The organism is Paenibacillus sp. FSL R5-0912, from assembly GCF_000758605.1.
Lineage (GTDB): Bacteria > Bacillota > Bacilli > Paenibacillales > Paenibacillaceae > Paenibacillus_AQ.
Genome location: NZ_CP009282.1, coordinates 1675714 through 1695845, shown reverse-complemented (window position 1 = coordinate 1695845; position 20132 = coordinate 1675714). Strand labels below are relative to the sequence as shown.

At 43.0% G+C, this 20132-nt stretch carries 9 protein-coding genes; all 9 read right to left on the bottom strand.

Going from position 1 to position 20132, the window contains the following annotated elements:
- Window positions 1-205 precede the first annotated feature (205 nt).
- Window positions 206-3298, bottom strand: coding sequence for an AAA family ATPase (locus tag R50912_RS07290; protein ID WP_042233553.1), 3093 nt, complete (start codon window positions 3296-3298; stop codon window positions 206-208).
- Window positions 3255-4451 carry an exonuclease SbcCD subunit D gene (locus R50912_RS07285; RefSeq protein ID WP_042233551.1) on the bottom strand — a complete coding sequence of 399 codons (1197 nt, stop codon included), beginning with the start codon at window positions 4449-4451 and terminating at the stop codon, window positions 3255-3257. Before R50912_RS07285 ends, R50912_RS07290 begins: the two co-directional genes overlap by 44 nt.
- A 126-nt stretch (window positions 4452-4577) precedes the next feature.
- Window positions 4578-7727, bottom strand: a complete 3150-nt coding sequence (locus tag R50912_RS07280) for a type I restriction endonuclease subunit R (RefSeq protein WP_042233548.1) — start codon at window positions 7725-7727, stop codon at window positions 4578-4580.
- A complete protein-coding gene (locus R50912_RS07275) occupies window positions 7724-8947 on the bottom strand; it encodes a restriction endonuclease subunit S (RefSeq protein WP_052416083.1) in 1224 nt (407 codons plus the stop codon). The genes R50912_RS07280 and R50912_RS07275 overlap by 4 nt, the downstream gene beginning before the upstream one ends.
- The gene (locus R50912_RS07270) at window positions 8931-10502 is read right to left on the bottom strand and encodes a type I restriction-modification system subunit M (protein ID WP_042233546.1); all 1572 of its coding nucleotides are present in this window, start codon (window positions 10500-10502) and stop codon (window positions 8931-8933) included. Before R50912_RS07270 ends, R50912_RS07275 begins: the two co-directional genes overlap by 17 nt.
- A gap of 34 nt (window positions 10503-10536) precedes the next feature.
- Window positions 10537-12600, bottom strand: coding sequence for a DUF4145 domain-containing protein (locus R50912_RS33150; protein WP_052416081.1), 2064 nt, complete (start codon window positions 12598-12600; stop codon window positions 10537-10539).
- Between the two features lie 209 nt (window positions 12601-12809).
- Entirely contained in the window at window positions 12810-16049 is a 3240-nt protein-coding gene (locus R50912_RS07260) for a UvrD-helicase domain-containing protein (protein WP_042233544.1), read from the bottom strand.
- Complete coding sequence (locus tag R50912_RS07255) at window positions 16042-18951, bottom strand: PD-(D/E)XK nuclease family protein (protein WP_042233542.1); 2910 nt, start codon at window positions 18949-18951, stop codon at window positions 16042-16044. Before R50912_RS07255 ends, R50912_RS07260 begins: the two co-directional genes overlap by 8 nt.
- A gap of 60 nt (window positions 18952-19011) precedes the next feature.
- A complete protein-coding gene (locus R50912_RS07250) occupies window positions 19012-19962 on the bottom strand; it encodes a helix-turn-helix transcriptional regulator (protein ID WP_042233540.1) in 951 nt (316 codons plus the stop codon).
- Between the last annotated feature and the right edge of the window lie 170 nt (window positions 19963-20132).

The following is a 20132-nucleotide window of genomic DNA, read 5'->3' as shown; positions in this document are numbered from 1 at the left end:
AAATAAACAATACGACAAAAAAAGTAGCCTGTCGACCAAATATTCCCTTTGGTTTATTTTTTAGCTAGTTCCTGTGATTAATGCAGAAAAGAGACGAACTACCGTTATCGGAAATCCATCTCTTTTCTTTTATAAATTTTGACTAGCATACGGACTATAGAGATTCCCTATAATCATCACTACAAAAAATGTACCATCGATTCATCTAAATCACATAAAAGTTAGTATAACTATACCCTTCCCTCGTTTTCTTCACCTCCAGGATTGCCGGTATCGCGCTCTTCAGCTCCTGAACATGTGAGATCACACCAATCATTCGGCCGGACTGTTGCAGGTCAATCAGAGTATCAATGGCTTTGTTCAGAGACTCTTCGTCCAGTGAACCAAAACCCTCGTCGATGAACATGGTTTCTAGTGAAACGCCGCCATCATAAGCTTGAATAACATCTGCCATTCCAAGCGCTAGACACAGCGAAGCATTAAACTTTTCTCCACCGGATAATGTCTTCACATCCCTCAGTTGACCGGTATAATTGTCATACACATCAAATCCAAGGCCACTTTGCTTGCCGCGTTTCTCCATACGGTCGCTACGGACAAGATAGTATTGTCCTCCGGACATCTTTTGTAGCCGATGGTTTGCATTGTGAATAATTTTATCTAAAAACTCAATTTGCAGATAGCGTTCAAAGGAGATCTTACTACTATTCTCTCCGCGCACAACATCATACAAATCTTTCACGACTAGGTATTCGCGTTCAGCCTCTTGGCAGCTACGCTCAGCCTCAAGAATATTCGCCTTAAATTCCGAGCCTTTATCAAAGTTATTCCCGGCTTGGATAGACTCCGCGCGAACGATATCAATAGATTGTTCCAGATCATCTAGAAGCTTCTGCAGGATGGCAAGATCTTGACGTTCTTTGCCTGCCAGCGTGAAACTTAATTCCTCAATTTGCTTGGTTACCGATGCCAGTGAGGCCTTGTGCATTTCAATCTGACTCTTCAGATCAGCCTGAGCCTCATTGCTCATCTTCGCTGCTTTATAGCTTTCTTCTGAAGCGAACCCAGCTTGTTCTAACGCTCCGAGGTAACTTTGAAGAGCCTTGTCCTTATTGGTAGTTGCTTCACTTTTTCCATTCTCAGCATTGACTCGGCTTGCTGATGCCTTTATATTCCGTTCGTTCGCTTCCTGGTATTGACTCTGTGCTTGCTTCCACGCACTCTCCAGCTGCCTTTTGTTACTCTCTGCAATCTTGATATGCTGCTCCAATTTCTCGAGACTACGGACATCTTCAGGCAAGCTGGATAACGATTGATCAAATAATGCTTTCTCAGTTACATATTCTGTATTTTTGCTATTGAACAGATTTAGCGTATGTTCCTTTTGTTTGCGTAACTCCTCCAATTTGCTGTCCAGTGTATCTAGTGCTTGCTTGAGTGGAGTCAACATAGAATTCTCTTCCTTCAGTTGCTTCTCCTCTTCAACCAGTGCCTTTCCCTCTATCTGCAGATCAGCATAGACACTCTGAATCCCTTCTAACGGATATCCCAGTTCAAGCAACTGTTGCTGCTTCTCTTTAATCTGCTGTTCAGTAGTTGTGAGCTTCGCCTTTACTTCGAGGTATTTTTTTTCAAATGAAGATTTCTCCTTACGCATCCGTTCAAGCTCTTCTTTGGTAGGAATGTCGCCGGTGGCAGCAGCTTTTTGGGGATGATCAAGACTTCCGCAGACTGGACATAACTCACCATCATGAAGATGACTTGCAAGCAATCCTGCTTGTCCTTCAATCCAGCGTTCCTCAATTGCAGAATACGCCTGATCCGCTTGTTCAAATGACCCTTTATTCTCTCTTTCTTCTGCTTGTTCTATTGTAAGTTTGTCTAACAGGCCGAGATATTCTTTCATAGTTACAGCCTGCTGTCTTAACTGGTTAAGCTTCTCAGTCTTTGCCGGCAAATGAAGAACCTTATCTTCCAGTTCCTTAACTTGCGCTGCCTTAGAGAGTCGATGCCTCTGTTTCTTCTCCAGCTCATCAATTGAGCCGTTCAGCTGCTTAGACAAGGTATCGACTTCTATCGTAAGCTTCATGACTCGTTGCTGTCTCTGATCAATCTCTTTTACTGTCGGGAGATATCCTTGAAGCCGATCCAGTTCACGTAAAGATTGATTCCGTAATTCTTCCTTTCCCTCTTCCTGCTTATAGAGAGCAATAGCCGTATTGAGGGCAGTTTCAGCCTGCAGGCATTCTATAAGCGCAGCTTCGAGCAACTCGCTTTTACGACTTAGTTCATCCGTCATTTTAATATTATGTTGTTCATAGACCTGAAGGTGAACCGCTTGCTCCGCCAGAGACAGCTGCACTGTTTGCTGCTTGATAACATCCTCTTTCGCTACTAGCTGTTGCTTCACCTCAGATTTCTGATCTAACAGATCATATTGTCCATTCACCGCTTGTGCTTGATGATAAATAGCCGTATGTTCTTGGAATTTGGTGAGTTCAGATTGCAACAGCAGCTTCTTTTCTTTCAGTTGCACAGTATAATATTCAATCTCTTTATCCAATGCTTCAAGCACTTGATAAGTATTGTAGTTCTCCTGCTCAAAAACCTTGTATAAGTCAGAGACTTCACGCCCGCCTAGAGCACCTTTCACATTACCGATATGATATTCCAGCATCTTCGCTTGCTCCGAGCAAATTTGCTGTATGTCCTTGCGTTGTTCATTCAAATGGTCCGTGACCTGTTTATATAACCCTGTCTTAAAAATCCGGCGCAAGATCTCTTCCTTGTTCTCTGTCTCTGAGGTGAGCAGCTTGCGGAATTCACCCTGTGGCAGCATAACGATCTGACTAAACTGCTCCTTGGTGAGTCCAATAAGTCCGCGAATTTTCTCATCTACCTGCGACACGATAAAACGATCGACAATGGGGACAGCCTTTCCACTGCTAATTTCGTACAGTTCATAACTATCTCCTGTCGCACCTTTATTTCCGGTCTTCACATGGGCCAACTGCCGAAATACACGGTACGTCCGACCTTTCAGCTCAAATTCCAAATCAACTGACGTGTGGACCTGGTCATCGGCGAAATGGCTCCGGAGCATCTTGTTATCATTTCTATCTTCACCACTTGCATCTCCGTACAAAGCGAAACAGATCGCGTCAAAAATCGATGTCTTCCCAGCACCCGTATTTCCTGATACCACAAATAAGCGATGCTCTTTAAGTTCAGAGAAATCAATAATCTCTGTATCCTTATACGGCCCGAACGCCGTCATTGTCAACTTCAACGGTCTCATAACGCTCTCCTTCTTTCTCCAAGATCTCCTGCAGCGTTTCGATAAACAACTTCTCTGTTTCTGGCGATAGCTCTGTTCCTCTTACATCTTTATAAAAAGCTTTGAACAACGAAAGTCCATCCATCTTTGCTCGTCCTTCAACCATCAGTGGCTCCCCAATCAACCCTGGGATCGTCATCTTGCGTTCTACATGCATTGCGTTAGGATATACAGAGCGTACCCGTTCCATTGGCGATGACACCAACACTTCATCCAGCAAGCGGACGAACACATAATCCTCATTGATGACATGCCGCTCAATATCTGCGATAAAACCTTCGACTGTACGCATATCACGTCGTGGGGTCAGCAATTTTCGTTCAATCGTTGTGTTTCCATGCTGATCTAGGTGGACAATTAAATATCCCTTGTTATGATGTTCTTCCGAAATCGAATACTTAAGCGGTGAGCCGGCATACCGGACTGTTTCGTTTCCAACATGATGTGCCTGGTGCAAGTGACCTAATGCAGTGTAATGGAATCCTTCAAAATATTCGGAACTCACATGTTCAGCCCCACCGATTGACAACGGCCGCTCAGAATCACTTGTATTATCCTGTGCTACACCACCAGGAGTTACAAAAGCATGTCCCACAAAAATATGGCGGGCGCTCAGGTCCATCGCTCTTTTAATATTCTCCGTAATCTTCTGCATGGCATCATTATGTGTTCTAATACTCTCATCACCAAGTAAATAACGTACTTTCCCCGGCTCAGCATAAGGGATGAGATGGAAGTGAACTTCACCATGCTCATCACTCAATACCACGGGCTCCATGGAGGTAGTAAGTTCTCCGGCGATATGTAGCCCCGAGGCTCTCATAATGGTGCTGCCGAAGTCAAGACGGCTTGGACTGTCATGATTACCCGCCACCGCCAGTACAGGAATTTTCAACTGCAATATAATCTTCTGCAGCACCCGATCAAGCAACTGCACCGCTTCCGTAGGTGGAACCGCACGATCGTATAGATCGCCTGCGATAATGATGGCATCGGGCTGCTCTGACTCAATATCCTTGATAAATTGTTCAAGGATGTATTGCTGATCCTCTGTCATATAGACGCCTTGCACCAGCTTGCCGAGATGCCAGTCTGCTGTGTGGAATATTTTCATGGTTCTCCGTCCTTTCGGATTGTCATTTCCCAAACGTAGCCGCTACTGGGTTCCTTGCTATTGTGTAAGTCTATTATAAGCAAAAGTTCGCTGACAGGAGGTTGTCAGCGAACTTTTGTTCTTATTTCAATCAACTCTATACTTCTTAAAATTCTCTGCTTGCTCAAAAATCTCTTTAAATATTTCATCTTTTGGAACTGGTGGATATCCATTATCAGCAAGTGTTAAAATCAAATCCACTTTCAATTCTGCCTTGATATCTTCACGGTGCGACCAATCAGTGTATCTAGCTTTGTCGTCAATAATTTTTTTAATCTCTTGCGAGAGTTTCAGCAGTTTATCATGTGCGTATTCAAATTTATATTTTTCGGCAATTGCCTTCAAAATATCGTAAAAAGCTTTTTCCTCAAAATCAATCCCAAGATCTTTAAATGAGTTTCGTTCTCTTACAAGTTCTTCAAACAAATTTGCAAACTGGTCCGCGACATCGTCTAATATATCACTTTGCATTGCTTGAAAGTCTTTTCTTTCATTGTAAACGTCGATCAGTTTCTTTAATCTCTTTGAAAAATCCACACCTTGGATTCTATTGGTTTTCTTAAACTCCTCAATGGCTTTGGCCAATAGCTTCTGTAAGAGCTTGATCTTAGTGTTTGGTAATTTGATTTTATCAATTTTCGCCAAGTACTCATCACTGAATATATCCGCATTATTATTAGGGTCATTTTTATCGAGTTTAAATATTTCCTCAATACCTTCACTAATCAATGCTTCCTGTATCATCTGTCTTACTTTCTCATTCATCTGAGATGTATCAGGGGCTTCTCCTACGGTTAATTTATGAATGATGGATTTGATAGCAAAATAGAAGTGGATGTGGTCTCTCTCAGATTGGTTAATATCTTCACTTGAGCAACATAAATTATATGCGGAACGAAGTTTCTTAACAATTGCCATAAATCTCTTTTCTACTTCCTCTGTTTGCTGTGCAAATTCTGCTGCTCGATTTAAGCAATGTAATTGTTGTAATGGAGTTCCCTTAAAATAAGCGGAACTATCAAACTTGTGGAACAGCCTCGCCAGCAAATCTAATTGGTCTTTTACAATAACAACAGCCTTGTCAGTGCCATCAAAGTTTTCACCATTTACTACACCATATTTTTTTAACGCCACGTTCATATTACTCTTAATGCCAATATAATCTACCACCAAACCATTCTCTTTCCCTTCATATACACGGTTTACTCGCGATATGGTCTGAATTAAGGAATGTTGTTGAATAGGTTTATCTATGTAGATTGTATCTAAGAAAGGTACGTCAAAACCAGTAAGCCACATATCTACTACAATGGCAATTTTGAAGTTTGATTTTTCGTTTTTATATTGCCTATCTAGTTCTTTTCGATAATCTTTTGTACCCAGTAAATCGTACAACTCTTTGGGGTCATCTTGGTTTCGAGTCATGACCATTTTAATCTTTTCAATTGGCTTTATTTCTTGTCTTTCTTTTTCTGTAAGCTCTACACCTTCATCACATTCCCCGATCTCTGCCCATTGTGGGCGCAAGGCAATTATCTGTTTATATAGTTCATAAGCAATCGAACGATTGGAAGCCACAAACATTACTTTACCTTTTACAGTTGCACCTTCTTCAAGTCGCTTCTCGTAATGCTCGACAAAATCTTTTGCCACTAATTTCAAGCGTTTAGGATCACCCAGAATAACATCCATTTGAGTTACAGCTCTTTTACTTTCATCTATCTGATACTCATTGGCGCCAGCTGTTTCGCATACTTTATAATAGTCTTCAATCTCTTGTAACTTGATATTATTCAAATTCACTTTGGCAGCTCTACCTTCATACACAATCCTAACAGTGATTTCGTCATAAACCGACTCTTTCATTGTATATGAATCTTCTACTTCACCAAAAACATCCATTGTGGCATCAATTGGAGTTCCTGTGAAACCTACATAAGTGGCATTGGGTAAGGAGTCGTGCAAATGCTTGGCAAATCCATATTTCTTCTCTACACCATCTTTTGTGATTTTTATTTTCTGATCGAGATTGATTTGCGAACGATGTGCTTCATCTGAAATACAAATTACATTTGCTCTTTCTGTAAGCAAGTCAGTGTCTGCATTAAACTTATGAATAGTAGTTAAGAATACTCCACCACTCTTCCTGCTTTGCAAATAGATTTTCAAATCGGCACGACTTTCTACACTTACTACTAAGTCATCACCAATAAAACTCTTAGCGTTGTTAAATTGTCCTGAAAGCTGATCATCTAGATCAGTTCTGTCAGTTATCAGGACAATTGTTGGGCTTTGAAAATGCACACTACGCATCAAAAGCCTTGTGAGGTAAAGCATTGTAAAACTCTTGCCACATCCTGTTGCCCCAAAATAAGTACCACCTTTACCAGTTCCGTGTGGTTTCATATTCCGCTTAATGCTTTCAAGCAATTTGTTAGCGGCATAGTATTGCGGATAGCGAGGGACAATCTTTTCTTCTTTGGTGCTTGTATCTGGAAAATATACAAAGTGTCGAACTACATCGAGCAGACGTTTTTGGTTAAACAGACCTTTTACCATCGTAAAAAGCGAATCAATTCCTTCTTTATCCAGTAAATCGCTGCCTTCAATTTTACGCCAGGCATAAAAGAAATCATAAGGAGCAAATAGCGAACCTGATTTGTTATTTACGCCGTCACTAATAACACAAAGAGCATTATATTTAAAAAGTTCAGGAATATCTCTACGATAACGAACTGTAAGCTGTGTATAGGCATCTTTAATCGTAGTGTTTTCTTTGACGGCACTCTTAAACTCTAATACTACTAAAGGCAAACCGTTCACATATACAATTCCATCAGGAATGCGTTTTTCATAACCTTGTATTTCTAACTGGTTGACTATTTTAAATAGGTTATTATCTAAAGTTTCAAAATCGATCAATTGAATAAATAAGTCTTTCTTACTACGGTCTTCTCGTTTTAAAACAAAGCCATCTGAAATCATTTTCATAATGGCTTTGTTGCTATCGTACAAGGCAGAAGACGGCATCACTTCCATTTGGCGAATGATGCTTTCTACCTCATTTACTGTAATCTCATCTTCTAAATAACGATTGCGCAAATATATTTTTATATCATCACGAAGAAGTACATCGCTCATTTCCTTGTGAATATACATACCACTTTGGTGTTGATAGTTTTCAGCTTCAAACAACTCTATAACTGCTTGCTCTAAGGATTCTTCTGTGAATTTCATAGTTTATCCTCCATTGTTGCAAGTTTGGAGAGCAACAAGCCTTTGATTTTTTCAAGACTTATATTTTCTCTTGTTATACTTTCTATTGAATTGAGAATTTTTATGAATGGGTGCCTTAAAAGTAACTCTCTTGTTGGCTTTATAATTCTCAACTCTTCAATAAGCGCTTTACTGAGGTTTGGTTGAGCTCCACCATTAGCCATATTTGAAATCTCGTCTCGGTTTATTAAAAGATAATAATATAGGTATGAAGAAATATATTCATTTTCACAAATCATTGCACAACATGCCTGATTTGTTGACGCTTCAAATTTCAAATAACCTACTTGCCCTTTTGTTCTTCCTTCACCATACATAGCAATTAACACTGAATTAATTGGTAAAATTTTTGCTGAACTATTTTTTAACCCTTTGAAAGAAATATACTCTTCGGCTTCAACCAATACTTTATTGCTAACTTCTCCAGTTTTCAACCAAGGTACATCTCTGCTATCCCAATACTCTACATTATCTCTGCTTGGAGTTCCGCCTGATTTCATTTCTACACAAAGTTCTTTGATAGAAATCACTTCCCAATCCTTAGGAACATCTCCCAATTCACTTTCTACCATCTTCCCACCATATGATCTATATGGTTTTCCATTATTATCGGGAAATTCAAAATCAATAAACCACTGTTTGTATATAGCCTGTGCGGTTTCCTCTAAATTTTGAATGACACGGTTGTTCAGATTTATTCTATCCACCAACACTTTGTATTCTTTTACAACTTCTTTTTGCTTAGTAATGGGTGGAACTGGAAGAGATGTGTCACAGAGTTCCTCCCAATCAAATCCTCCACGGATTGCACTGTCGCATTTAAAGACAGCATACCTATCAAACTCAGGTCTACTAAACCACATCATTAAATATTCAGGATGAAGTGCATTAATGTCATTCACTTCAAAAACAGGATACGCAGGCGATACCAAATTCGGTTCATCGTCTGTTTTTAATACGACGGGCAATTTGTTAACCCGAATAACAGACATAAAATCACAAGCAAACTGCCATTTACTCATTACTTTATAAAGAGACATATCTGTACCGACAGTGTTTGAAGTAGTTTCTCTAAACTCTTTGGTCATACTTAGACCCCATAGTTTATCTACTAATAGAGCAGTATTTCGATTATCGACCTTGTGGATATAATCACCGAGTCGCTTATAATTTGATTTCATAACCTAGCTCCTTAAAAACGGTAAGTAATTCTTTCTTAGAATTTTCTTCAGCTTTCAGTAATTCAGCAAATTCTGATTGCAAAGCCGCCATCTTCTCACTAAAATCAATGCTCTCATCACGGTTAACGAACTCAATATATTTACTAGGTACTAAAGAGAAATCTTTCTTCACTACTTCATGCAACTTTGCACTGTAACAAAACTCCGCGGTATTCTGGTAGGTATTTTCGTAATTACTTTGTTGCCAATTATGGTAAGTAGTGGCCACTTTTTTAATATCTGCATCTGAAAATTGGATGTATTTCTTTTCAAACGGAACGCCCATTTGCCTTAAATCCATAAAGAGGATTTCATCTGCGCGGTTACGATATTTTTTAAGATTTCCATTTTGCTCTATTGTCCGGGCTTTTTTATTTTTATTAAGTATCCAAAGTGTAACACTGATATCTGTGGTATAAAACAGGTTTCGGGGTAGAACCAAAATGGCTTCCACCAGATTATTTTCAATAAGCTTTCTGCGTATTTTATATTCATCTCCACCGCCGCTTAGTGCACCATTCGCCAACAAATATCCAGCCACACCATTGTCAGACAATTTAGAAACGATATTTAAAATCCATGCATAATTGGCGTTTCCAGTGGGGGGGACTTCATAACCTGCCCAACGCGGATCATCTGTCAACTCAGTATCAGCTCTCCATTGTTTTTGGTTAAACGGAGGGTTTGCCATTATGAAATCAGCTTTTAAATCCTTGTGCTGATCTTTGAAAAAAGTATCCTCAGCCGTATCACCAAGGTTGGCAGAAATCCCCCTGATAGCAAGATTCATCTTAGCCAGTTTGTAAGTAGTAGAGGTGTACTCCTGTCCATAAATAGAAATATCCTTTGTATTTCCGTGGTGCGCTTCAATAAACTTTACAGATTGAACAAACATACCACCCGATCCACAAGCAGGGTCATAGATTTTACCTTTATAAGGTTCAAGCAACTCAGCAATAAGGTTTACGATACTTTTAGGGGTATAGAATTCTCCCTTGCCTTTTCCTTCTGCCAGTGCAAACTTACTAAGGAAATATTCATAAACACGCCCCACAATGTCTTGCTGTTTGTCTTTTAGAGTGTCAATATTATTGATTGTATCAATTAAGGAAGCAAGTTTACTTACATCCAGACCTAATCGCGAATAATAGTTATCAGGTAAAGCACCTTTAAGAGACGGATTGTTCTTTTCAAGAGTAAAGAGCGCAGTGTCAATTTTTAGAGCAACGTCCTCTTGTTTTGCATTTTCAATCAGGAAACTCCATCGTGAAATGTCGGGCAAGTAAAACACATTCTTCATGGTGTAGAACTCTACCATTTCTACATACTTCTCTTTTCCTTCGGTGACCAGTTCTGCTCTGCGTTCTTCAAACTTATCACTAGCGAATTTCAAAAATATAAGCCCGAGAACGACGTGTTTGTATTCTGATGACTCAACTGAGCCACGTAGCTTATTAGCAGAATCCCAAAGGGTTTCTTCGATACTGACTTGTTTGGTTTGTTTTTTTATAGCCATTATATATTCTCCTCTTGTGTTTAATAGAAATCTCTTATAACATTCTAAACAGCTCAGACTTACGCTCAAAATAACTAGCAAGCCGATAATCACAAATCTCACGCGTCCACACATAAAGCAATTGCCGGTCATTCTCCCGGATATTAAACAACAGTTTGAACTGCCCTTTCGCGTAGGCTACCACCTTATCGGAGCTGCTGCTCCAGGTACCCATAGGCATCCGCGCAATAAGGCGAGCTGTTCTGTCAAGCGGTTCGTCCCAAAGCTTACGCGACTCATCATCCGAGAAATCAATGCTCTTCTTATCCGGGTCATTCATATAATAGGCATAGAAAAAGGGAGCAGATTCTTCGGCTGTAATCGGCTGCATCCAGCCCTCCAGTCCGCGCTCCAACATACTGAGCAGAACAACCATCTTATAGCTTTTCCGCATGATCGTCGACTCTACTTCAAGCAGCCATTTCTCATAGCGCTGAGCCGCTGCGGCTTCTTGCTTGTCCATTTCTTTGGCCTTCAACAGAAACATGTAGTATGAGCCAAACAGTTGGCGAAACTCCTTACTGTCACAAGTGCCCTGCTGATGCATTTCCATGTACGTTGGGCGTCTGCCCAGTTTCTTTTTCTGCGCTCTATACGCAATAACCAGATTGGCCTTGCGGTTACCGGAACCGATTAGTTTCTTCTCATCCTGGATCGATTGTTCCAGCTGCTTAATGAATTTGGCAATGGTCTTCTCCCCAGCCCCACTAACACCTTCTGTGATTTTCGAAAGCTCCTGTGGAAGATCATGGATTGATAACCATCCGCATTCTTCGCTCATACAACGAAGTAGCGCATCGCAGCCCGTGATTTGCAGTTCGTCCAGTGTAAGATCGGACATAGATGCTGGAAAACGAATTTCGCGCTGATGATAGGTACGAACGATATCTTCAGTGTCAGCAGGTGAGCTATCTGTAAGCAGTTCTTCCAAAACTACCTCTGCGCTCGATTCTTTCGCTCCCTGTATATCAGGAGTTTTCTCAACTTCCCGCTGGTTCGTTTCATTCAATAATTCAACTGACGGTTCGAATAGCCCCTCAGTTTGATCAATTATCGACAGATCATCATTAACCAGTTCAAGTGCAAATCTATGGTCCTCAAGAACTCGAACCGTCTCTTGCACCTGAATCCCATTTAAACTCAAGTTGCGCTCAGCGGAAGGGTCTTTCCCGGTCAAGAACCAAGCCGGCTGCCGTTTGGTTGATTGGCTACCGTTTCTGGCGAATTTGAAATAAAGACCCTGATCTTTCAACGGAAATAGTTCATCTTTGAGTTCCCATCCACCGATCACCCACAGAGCTCCATTGTTTGGCCGTTTGTCAATGGTGGAAAGCCCGCGGCTGACCAGGTAGTTACCGATTTCCAGCCTCACTTTTATATCTGGAGATTCGATTAACTCAGCTACATTAGACACTTTTGCTGGAGCTGGCATTCCGCCGTTTAAATTGCTCTCTTCTACTGCCACCGGTTTTTGCCGTGTCCATTCATCCAGACTGCCTGCCACCTTGGAGATGCTATCATGTAGAAATTTGAACTGTTCCGTCAATGTCGGAAGCAGCTTCGTCTCAATCTGCTCATTCAATAGCTGACCCAATTGTTCACTTACAAATTCATTTGGAGCGAGATCGGGTCTGCTTTTCGAAGGCTGCAAGGGCATCTGATAGGCTGGTGTCTCAATCTCCAAGGATCCATAGGATTCTACATACCACGAAGCCAGCGCGAAGATATGTCTGTGGGCTGTAAATGCGAGCTCAATGGGAATTGATTTGACATCGTGGGAGGCCTGATTTCCACTCAAACGCAGCCATTCAAAACTAGTCTTGATCTCTTCAGGCAAGATCCCTTCCCGAGACAGCTTATGTATTCGCTCGTGATGTTTTAAGGCAAATACATTTTCCAGATTCTCTTGCTTGGATACGATAGCGGCCAATTCTTCACTGAATAGCCTGCCTTGCGTTAGCGTAGCACGTGGATTGCTCCACACCGCTTCTTCCGCTTCAACAGCTAAGACGGAGAGCCCATTATGGGCCTCTTCCAAAAAGGAGAATAATGACACCATAACTTGGTTGATCGCCTCCTGTATAAAATAGAAAAACGTGTATCACTGGTCGCCATCTTACGCAGCTCCAAAGATACACGCAATATAATCTGCGTACAAAGATTGTTACTTTTCTTCTGCGGCATAAGTCTATATCTATACTTCTATAGTACTATTTTGAGGAAGAAATATATATCCATTTATGCAAATTATATCGAACAAAGGCTTTTTCATAATATCACATACTCATTACCATTCAAAAAATAAAGCCCCGCCTCTTTCACTTTCATTCCAAACGCTCTCTCCAACTCTCCCACATAAGCCCTAACCTGCGGCTTATAAAATCCCACAAACGCCGCCTGCTGTCCCTCTTCATATACATCCGTCTTAAAATCTACAACTACCCAGCCGTCCTCCTCTTCAAATAGGAAGTCAATAACGCCTTTCAAATATAGTGTCTTTGCTGTGGAGCCTGCTGTCGATGCTTCACTCTCCAGATACATATCCGTCCTCACCGTACGTAACGACAACTCATGAATCCGCCGCTTCGCCGCCAGCGCACGTATCCACAACGGATGATTCACAACATCTTCCAGCATCTTATTAACATCCGATATCAGCGCTTCATCCATACCCTCTTTTTCAGCGATCATCCCGATGCTCAGTTCCATCTCCTCGGCTCCGATGCCCGTCCCTAGCAGCTCAATACAGCGATGAACCACGCTGCCGAACGCCATGCCTCTGCCCGTAAGCGGTCGAGGTGGCTGAACGGCTCCGGACTTCGCCAGTTTCGTTACCGAAGTCGTCTGATACGTTGGGTGTGCCAGCCGGCTTCGCCACTGACGGCCCTTATCTTCGTCAGCCATTTCATCATGTACCCCTTCGTAACGTGAAGGCACCTCTGGCATAACTTCAGGATCATCCAGCTCTCTATCTTCCTGAATCCCACTATCGAAGCTGCTCCATGGATCGATCGCCGATTTGTCCGGATATCGACTAATGATCATAAGCTGCTTGGCGCGGGTAGCTGCGACATATAGCAGCCGTTCCTTTTCCGCATTCATATACAATCGCTCCCGCTCAGCCAGTTCTTGCCAGCCTGGTGGATGAGCAATCACATCCTCTTGATATCCTCTTCGCCGTGTGATGCTGAAATATCCGCGCGCGGAATCTCCCATCCGGTCCACATGCTCTGCGGCATCATGGTCAGACTCTCCGCAAGGACAAGCCAGCAGTACAACTGGTGCCTCAAGCCCTTTGGCCTTATGTAGGTTCATAATGCGAACAGCATCCTGCTCACCTACGAACAGATCTCCACACTCTAGCTTCGCTTCTTTTACGACCCGCATCAGATACGAGCTCAGTTCCGGCCAACTTGCTGCAACTAGGCTGTCCTTGTGCAGCAGATGTAACAGTTTGATCAATGTGCCGGCACGCGCCCGGCCGGTCTTACTAACTGCTGCGAGGGGAATCATCCCTAGATTCTCTATGATATGTAACAGTGCCGGTAATGCCGGCATCTTCCGGATCAGATCCGCATATTCAGCGAGTCGTACCAGTGCTTCATATACTGGCAGTGCTATCGTCCCGACCTCTGCCTGATTCGGTAAAGTAGTATAGGTTAACGGAAACCCTTGCATCTTATAATGGAAGAGTGCATTATCACTGCAACTAAATAACATCCCCTTCAGCACAGCTAGCAGGGATACTGGATCTCCAAGGTCATTAAGACAACTTGCCAGCACAGCAAGCGCATCGATCTCTTCGTATATCGCCGAGCTTCCAGCCGTAATAGAAGGAACTCCATACTGCTCCAGTTTTGCAGCGTAGAGATGTAGGAAATCTTTTCGTTTCAGCAGTACCAGAAAGTCACTCGGAGTTGCGTCTCTAAAAATATAACTACCGTCACTTCCCGGCTGCTTCTCCTGAATCTTCAATTTGCCGCTGCAAGCCCAGGCAATATAACGAGCGGCCCGGTTTGCATCTGCTTCGGCAATCGCCGCTTGCCCTCCAGCCATTTTCGCATGAGTCATTGTGTAGACTCCATGCTGTACACCATTCTCCGGATTAGCCGTTCGTGTATCCATATGTACAAAAGCCGCCTGATGTTCAGATTCAGCCTCCGGAAAGCGACTTTGAAACTCATCATTTGTAAATTGACCAAGATGGTGGATTGAGCGAAAGTTCGCACTTAGCTGCAGGACCTCACCACAGGAACTGATCCTGTTCTTGACCCAATTATAGGTAGAAATATCCGCGCGCCGGAACCGATAGATCGACTGTTTAGGATCTCCAACAACAAATAAGGAGCCCGGTTTAGGTGTAATCCGTCTCCAATTCGCCTCTCTCGGGTCATCACCTGTCAGCAGAAACATCAGCTCTGCCTGAATGGGATCGGTGTCCTGAAATTCATCTATGAACAGACGTGTATAACGAGCAGTAAAAAAACGCCGTACATGCTCATGCTCACGGAGTAAAGCTGTTGCCCGCATCAGCAGATCCTGAAAGTCCAGAACGCCTATTTCGTTTCGCTTGTGTGCGCCATAATCAACAGCAGGACTGACGAAATCAATCAACTGCGGATATAGATGCTCGCGCCAAGCACCAAGGAAGGGAAACAAGACGCGGCTTTGCCATTCCAGGAACATAACTTTGTATTCCTTTGCCATAGCACTATCTGTCCATCGATTTAAGGTAACATTGATTTTTCGCTCAAACATCAATGCGAGCTGCAGTATACGCATATCATCATCAAGTCCGTGTAGCTGCAACATTCTCTTGCCATCACGAACTAGTAGCTGCAGCGTATCCCAGCCTTGTGCTGGCTTCTGTGTTGGAATATAACGACCCGCTTCTTCTATCATCTGCGGCAGAGATAAGCGAATAAGGTCAAAGTCAGGTCTAGGAGAGGCAACCGTCTCAATGTGTACATCGGTATAGCCGCATACCCGTTTATATACCTGGCGCAGATCCTCCACGTTTACTTGCAAGGACGCAAGGTCCGCCATCTCATCTTCCTTACCCTTCTCGATCAAGCTCGCCAGATACTCATCCCAGCATTGGTCCTGCAATAAGCTAGCTTCATCTTCTTCAATCTCACGGAACATGGGATCCAGTCTCGCCTCAATCGGTCTCTCCCTAAGCAGTCTGCCGCAAAAAGAATGAATCGTGCCAATATAGCACCGATCGATCTCCTGTAATGCCCGCTGCAGCAGAGCCTTCTGCGGCTCTATCGCCTTACGTATCAGCCGCTCCAGCTCCAGACTGAACCTACTCTTCAGCTCATCCGCCGCTTTCCGCGTGAACGTAATGGCTGCAATCTGCTCGGCCATGGCGCTCCCTGACTCAATCAGAGCTATCATTCGGCCAACGAGTGATGTCGTCTTCCCCGATCCTGCCCCTGCTTCCACCATCAATGTCCGGTCTAGTATCTCTGCAATTCGCTCTCTGGCCGCCCTATCATCAACCAAAACGCTCTACCTCCTTGATATGGTGAAGCAATGGAGTATTGGGTTCTAAATCCCATTTTGCCTTCGTACGTTCTGATTCATCCTTGCATACCGCTCCATAATCGCAATAGGAACATCGTTTCAACTCTGTTGTTGCGGTAAATGTTCCTGACTCCATCGAAGCTAATAAATGTCCCACTAACTCCGAGAGTTCGGCCGTCTTATTTTGAACCCGGGATACCTCATCGCCTTTGCCTCGTTCCGTTGGGAAGTAATAGGCTGCCTCTACAACACGCGCCTCCGTATCCATACCGGTATGCTTAAGCCACTGTTCAACCGCAACAGCATACAATGCATGCTGAAGCTGCGTCCCCTGTGAGAAATACTCATTCTCGTCATACTTCGCCGGACTGCCTGTTTTGTAATCATAGATCTTGTACTTGTGCGGCCCGATCTCATCAACCCTGTCCACAAATCCCTTCATTCTTATGACAAGACCATTATCCAGATTAACACTCATAGGTTGACCATCTATTGTCAATTCGAGTTCAAAAAAACGTGGCCGTCCCTCGGCTTTTTGCTCCATCTGATAAAAAATGGCGACATCCCTCCGCAGCGAATCACATTCTTTATGAAAGATATGGGGAGTTGGCGGCGGTACCTTCGCTTCATACTCACGGATGACCTGCTCTGTGATTTCCTGAAGCCTGTGTTCATCATGTTTAGGCCTATTCTCATTTATAGAACCTGCGGACATTTCTTTCAGATAGTGGTAAAAGATACTGTGAAGCAAGCTGCCTCTGCTAGCTGCATCCAGCCATTTGGAACGATCGAATTCAGCAGTCTCTTTTGCCCTGAGCTTCAGAATCTGAGAAAAGAAGAACCTCTTTGGGCATTCCGCATATCTTTCAAGTTGCGTCACACTCAGGTACGCCTCAGGATTGTTTAGATAACTAACCGTAAAAGTATCCGTAGAGAGCACTCCCTCATATTCTGACAGGGTTCCTTCACTAATACGCATCTCTGCTTGTTCCAACTTAGCGGCGAATGGAAAGGATTGACGTAGTGATGAAAAGCCATCTTTCAGTTCCCCCTCAGTGTGGAACCGTCCAAGCCAGCGATCCGTCCCATCCAACAAATGCTCTCCATTCGGATCAATCGACATATATCCAACCAGTCTACCCAGTACCTGTCCTAGTCCAGTCAGATCCATCTGACTATCGCCCGTTACGATTCTAGCAGCCTGTAATAACGCAAAAGCCGGAATGATTTCCTTCTGCTCTGCCGGATCATAGCTGGAATAGCTCAGCGTAACTTGTCCTGACAGCAATCCTAATCGGGTCTCACGTTCACGAATAATATTCTCTGTCCACTCAGTAGATAAGAGTAACCCATCAAGACTCTTGCGTTCCATATCCAGTAATACAGGATCCTGCCGAAGCTGTAAGGACCAAGCCTCATTACTCATGCCCAGGATGTACGTCTGAGTTCTTCCCGATATGCCGCCATCTTGAAGCGAAGAGATATGCAGCTTTCCGCAAGATGGTCCGCTTCCAAAGATACGAATACCCTCTACCATGTCTTTTACATAACGCAGCGCGGTCTCGCTGGAGAACGTACGAGGAGAGACAACTTCCAGCAGCTTCATTTGATCAATCAGTTCAGTGATAACGAGTGAGTCAGCCTCACTGGACGAAACAGTGTGCTTTTCAAGAAGATTTATTAATGAATGCAGAATCATCATAGGAGTCCACGTCACTTGATGCGCATCAGGCAGACTTTGAAACAATCCTTTAAACCCCCGGTTTAACAGCCTGATCGCTTCAGCATGTCGTCCCTTTAACTCAGCATTACCTGCGGCCTCTAACATGGAATACCGTTGTCTCCCCCAGCCGATTCCGCTTTGCTCCAAAGCAAGGATGAGATCAGCCTGGTCCACAGAGTTTCCAATAGGATGAAATGATATATAATCGTGCCGAAGAGCCTTAAGTAAGCACTCTACATCGTAGTTGCATTCCAGCCATTCGAGATAAACAAGCGCAGCCTTTCCGACCTTTGTATAAGTAACGGGCATACCTTGGGAAAATGTACAAGGAATATCGAGAGTTTGGCTGAGGGTATAAATCGTTGAACTATAAGCCTCATAATTAGAGACTACGATCTCCGCGTGATCGAAGGAAGAATCCGTATTGCAGATACGACGGAATGCTTCACGAACCTCAGCTAAGATTCCTGTGGCATGGTACAACTGAACAGCAACATGATCACCATTCTGCAGGGTTGACGGGAAAGCTCCAGTTTGCGGAAGAATGAGCAGTCCATCTCCAGCGATGCGTCTCAGCATTTCTTTCTCCACTGAAGAGAACCGCTCCCAATCTCTAAGGATGAAGAGATGGTTATCCGCTGATCTATCACCTTCTGGTATGTAATCAAGCAGACCTGCAAAATCAGTAAAGTGATTGTGTTCCAGCCATTGTTCATATAAAACGAGCAGTTCAGTTATGTAGAGACCTTTTTGCTCATGTTCAAAAACAGAAATAGAAAGCTCTGAAGCGCAAATCCCCGCCCCTCGGAGTTCCTCAATCGCGTGGTGAAAGCTTTGAACGATACCTGGGGTAATCATCACGGCTGGTATATATTTATCGTCACGCTCTGCCATATCAACCATAAGATTTTGGACAACCCAGAACGTCTGTTTACTATTTACAAGACGAAGCCCTCGTTTAACCAGTTCCAGCTTTGTCCGCTTCATAACGAGAGACCTCAACGTTTCTGTTTCCACACCTAAAAGAGGGCCGTGTTCCATTGTTATCCGATTCAGCCACTGCTCACCCTGATCATAATGATCCACAAGGAGGATCTTTCTACGAAAGGGATCGTTATTGCATATTTCATACAAATCCGCAAACCAATTATGGTTCAAGAGACCCACATCCTTCCTACCTTGTATATTTCGAGTAATTATGATCAGTTCCTGCTTAGTTTATTTATACATCTCGGTCCACTCAGCTAATTGACTCTTAATTGTTTCACGCACAGAAGCTGGCTCTAATATTTCAGCGGCTGGCCCGTACTGCAGAATCCAGCGGATAAACTCTTTTTCGTTATTTACAGTCACCTCAAAAATCATACTGCCGTCTTTGTTGTCTGTCATACGCGGATGAACGAACAATTCTTCCTCCCTAATGTACCTGGCAACCTCAGCATTAAACCGCACTTTAAAGGTAATATTTTTCTCACCTTGTTCAATTGACCACGTGTTCTTTAGATACTTTTTGATATTAAAATCACTCTTGTCGAACGATTCGGCTGTAGGTTCCACTTTGAGGAAGCGACTGATTCGAAACGTCCGAATGTCCTGCTTGGTATGGCAGAAACCGATTAAATAGAAGCGCTGATCACGAGGCACAAGGTAGAACGGATCAATCTTTCGCTCAGAAGTCTCATTCCGATACTGGGTATGATATGTGGTTTCAATTGTCTTCTGCTCTAAAATCGCTTGAATAATCGGCTGCAGATAATTGGGGCTTTCCTTACGGTAAGCTGGTGTACCCATCTGAATAATATTGGATATGTCCTCAATGATATTGTTTTGCTTGGATTTTTCTTTGTGATGTGTGGCCATAACTTTATCGTAAGCTGTATGGAATCCGGGAGGCAATTTGTCCTCGTCCACCATTGAGGGCAACAGGGAGAATACTAGCGCTTCTTGTTCTGAAAAATTAAGAGGATACATAAAGAAATTGCCCATAAATCGGTAGCCAGTCCCTTTGCCTGTATTCGTTATAGGAGTGATGGCATCTAATAAGCGCAGATCCCGATAAGTCGTCCGTATGTCTACATCGCATTTAAAAGCTAAATCGGCTGCGGAGATACCAGGGTTTGATTGGATCGCATTAATGATATTGAATAAACGTATAAATTTCTCGATCATGATTAGTCTCCTTACAATAAGAATTCGAATTCCTATGATGTCTACCCACTGCTTTACTGCAGCTTTCACTCTATGGCCTACTGAAAAGCTCTTTTACACAGTATACCTAATCATTAACGCTATAACTTGTCAGGGAACGTACGTTTGTTAATATATTCCTTTATCGTCAT

What these genes read in the sequence shown, in the direction of transcription:
- R50912_RS07285 (WP_042233551.1), bottom strand. Translation starts at nt 4,451, where the DNA reads ATGAAAATATTCCACACAGCAGACTGGCATCTCGGCAAGCTGGTGCAA.
- R50912_RS07250 (WP_042233540.1), bottom strand. Translation starts at nt 19,962, where the DNA reads ATGATCGAGAAATTTATACGTTTATTCAATATCATTAATGCGATCCAA.
- R50912_RS07275 (WP_052416083.1), bottom strand. Translation starts at nt 8,947, where the DNA reads ATGAAATCAAATTATAAGCGACTCGGTGATTATATCCACAAGGTCGAT.
- R50912_RS07290 (WP_042233553.1), bottom strand. Translation starts at nt 3,298, where the DNA reads ATGAGACCGTTGAAGTTGACAATGACGGCGTTCGGGCCGTATAAGGAT.
- R50912_RS33150 (WP_052416081.1), bottom strand. Translation starts at nt 12,600, where the DNA reads ATGGTGTCATTATTCTCCTTTTTGGAAGAGGCCCATAATGGGCTCTCC.
- R50912_RS07280 (WP_042233548.1), bottom strand. Translation starts at nt 7,727, where the DNA reads ATGAAATTCACAGAAGAATCCTTAGAGCAAGCAGTTATAGAGTTGTTT.
- R50912_RS07270 (WP_042233546.1), bottom strand. Translation starts at nt 10,502, where the DNA reads ATGGCTATAAAAAAACAAACCAAACAAGTCAGTATCGAAGAAACCCTT.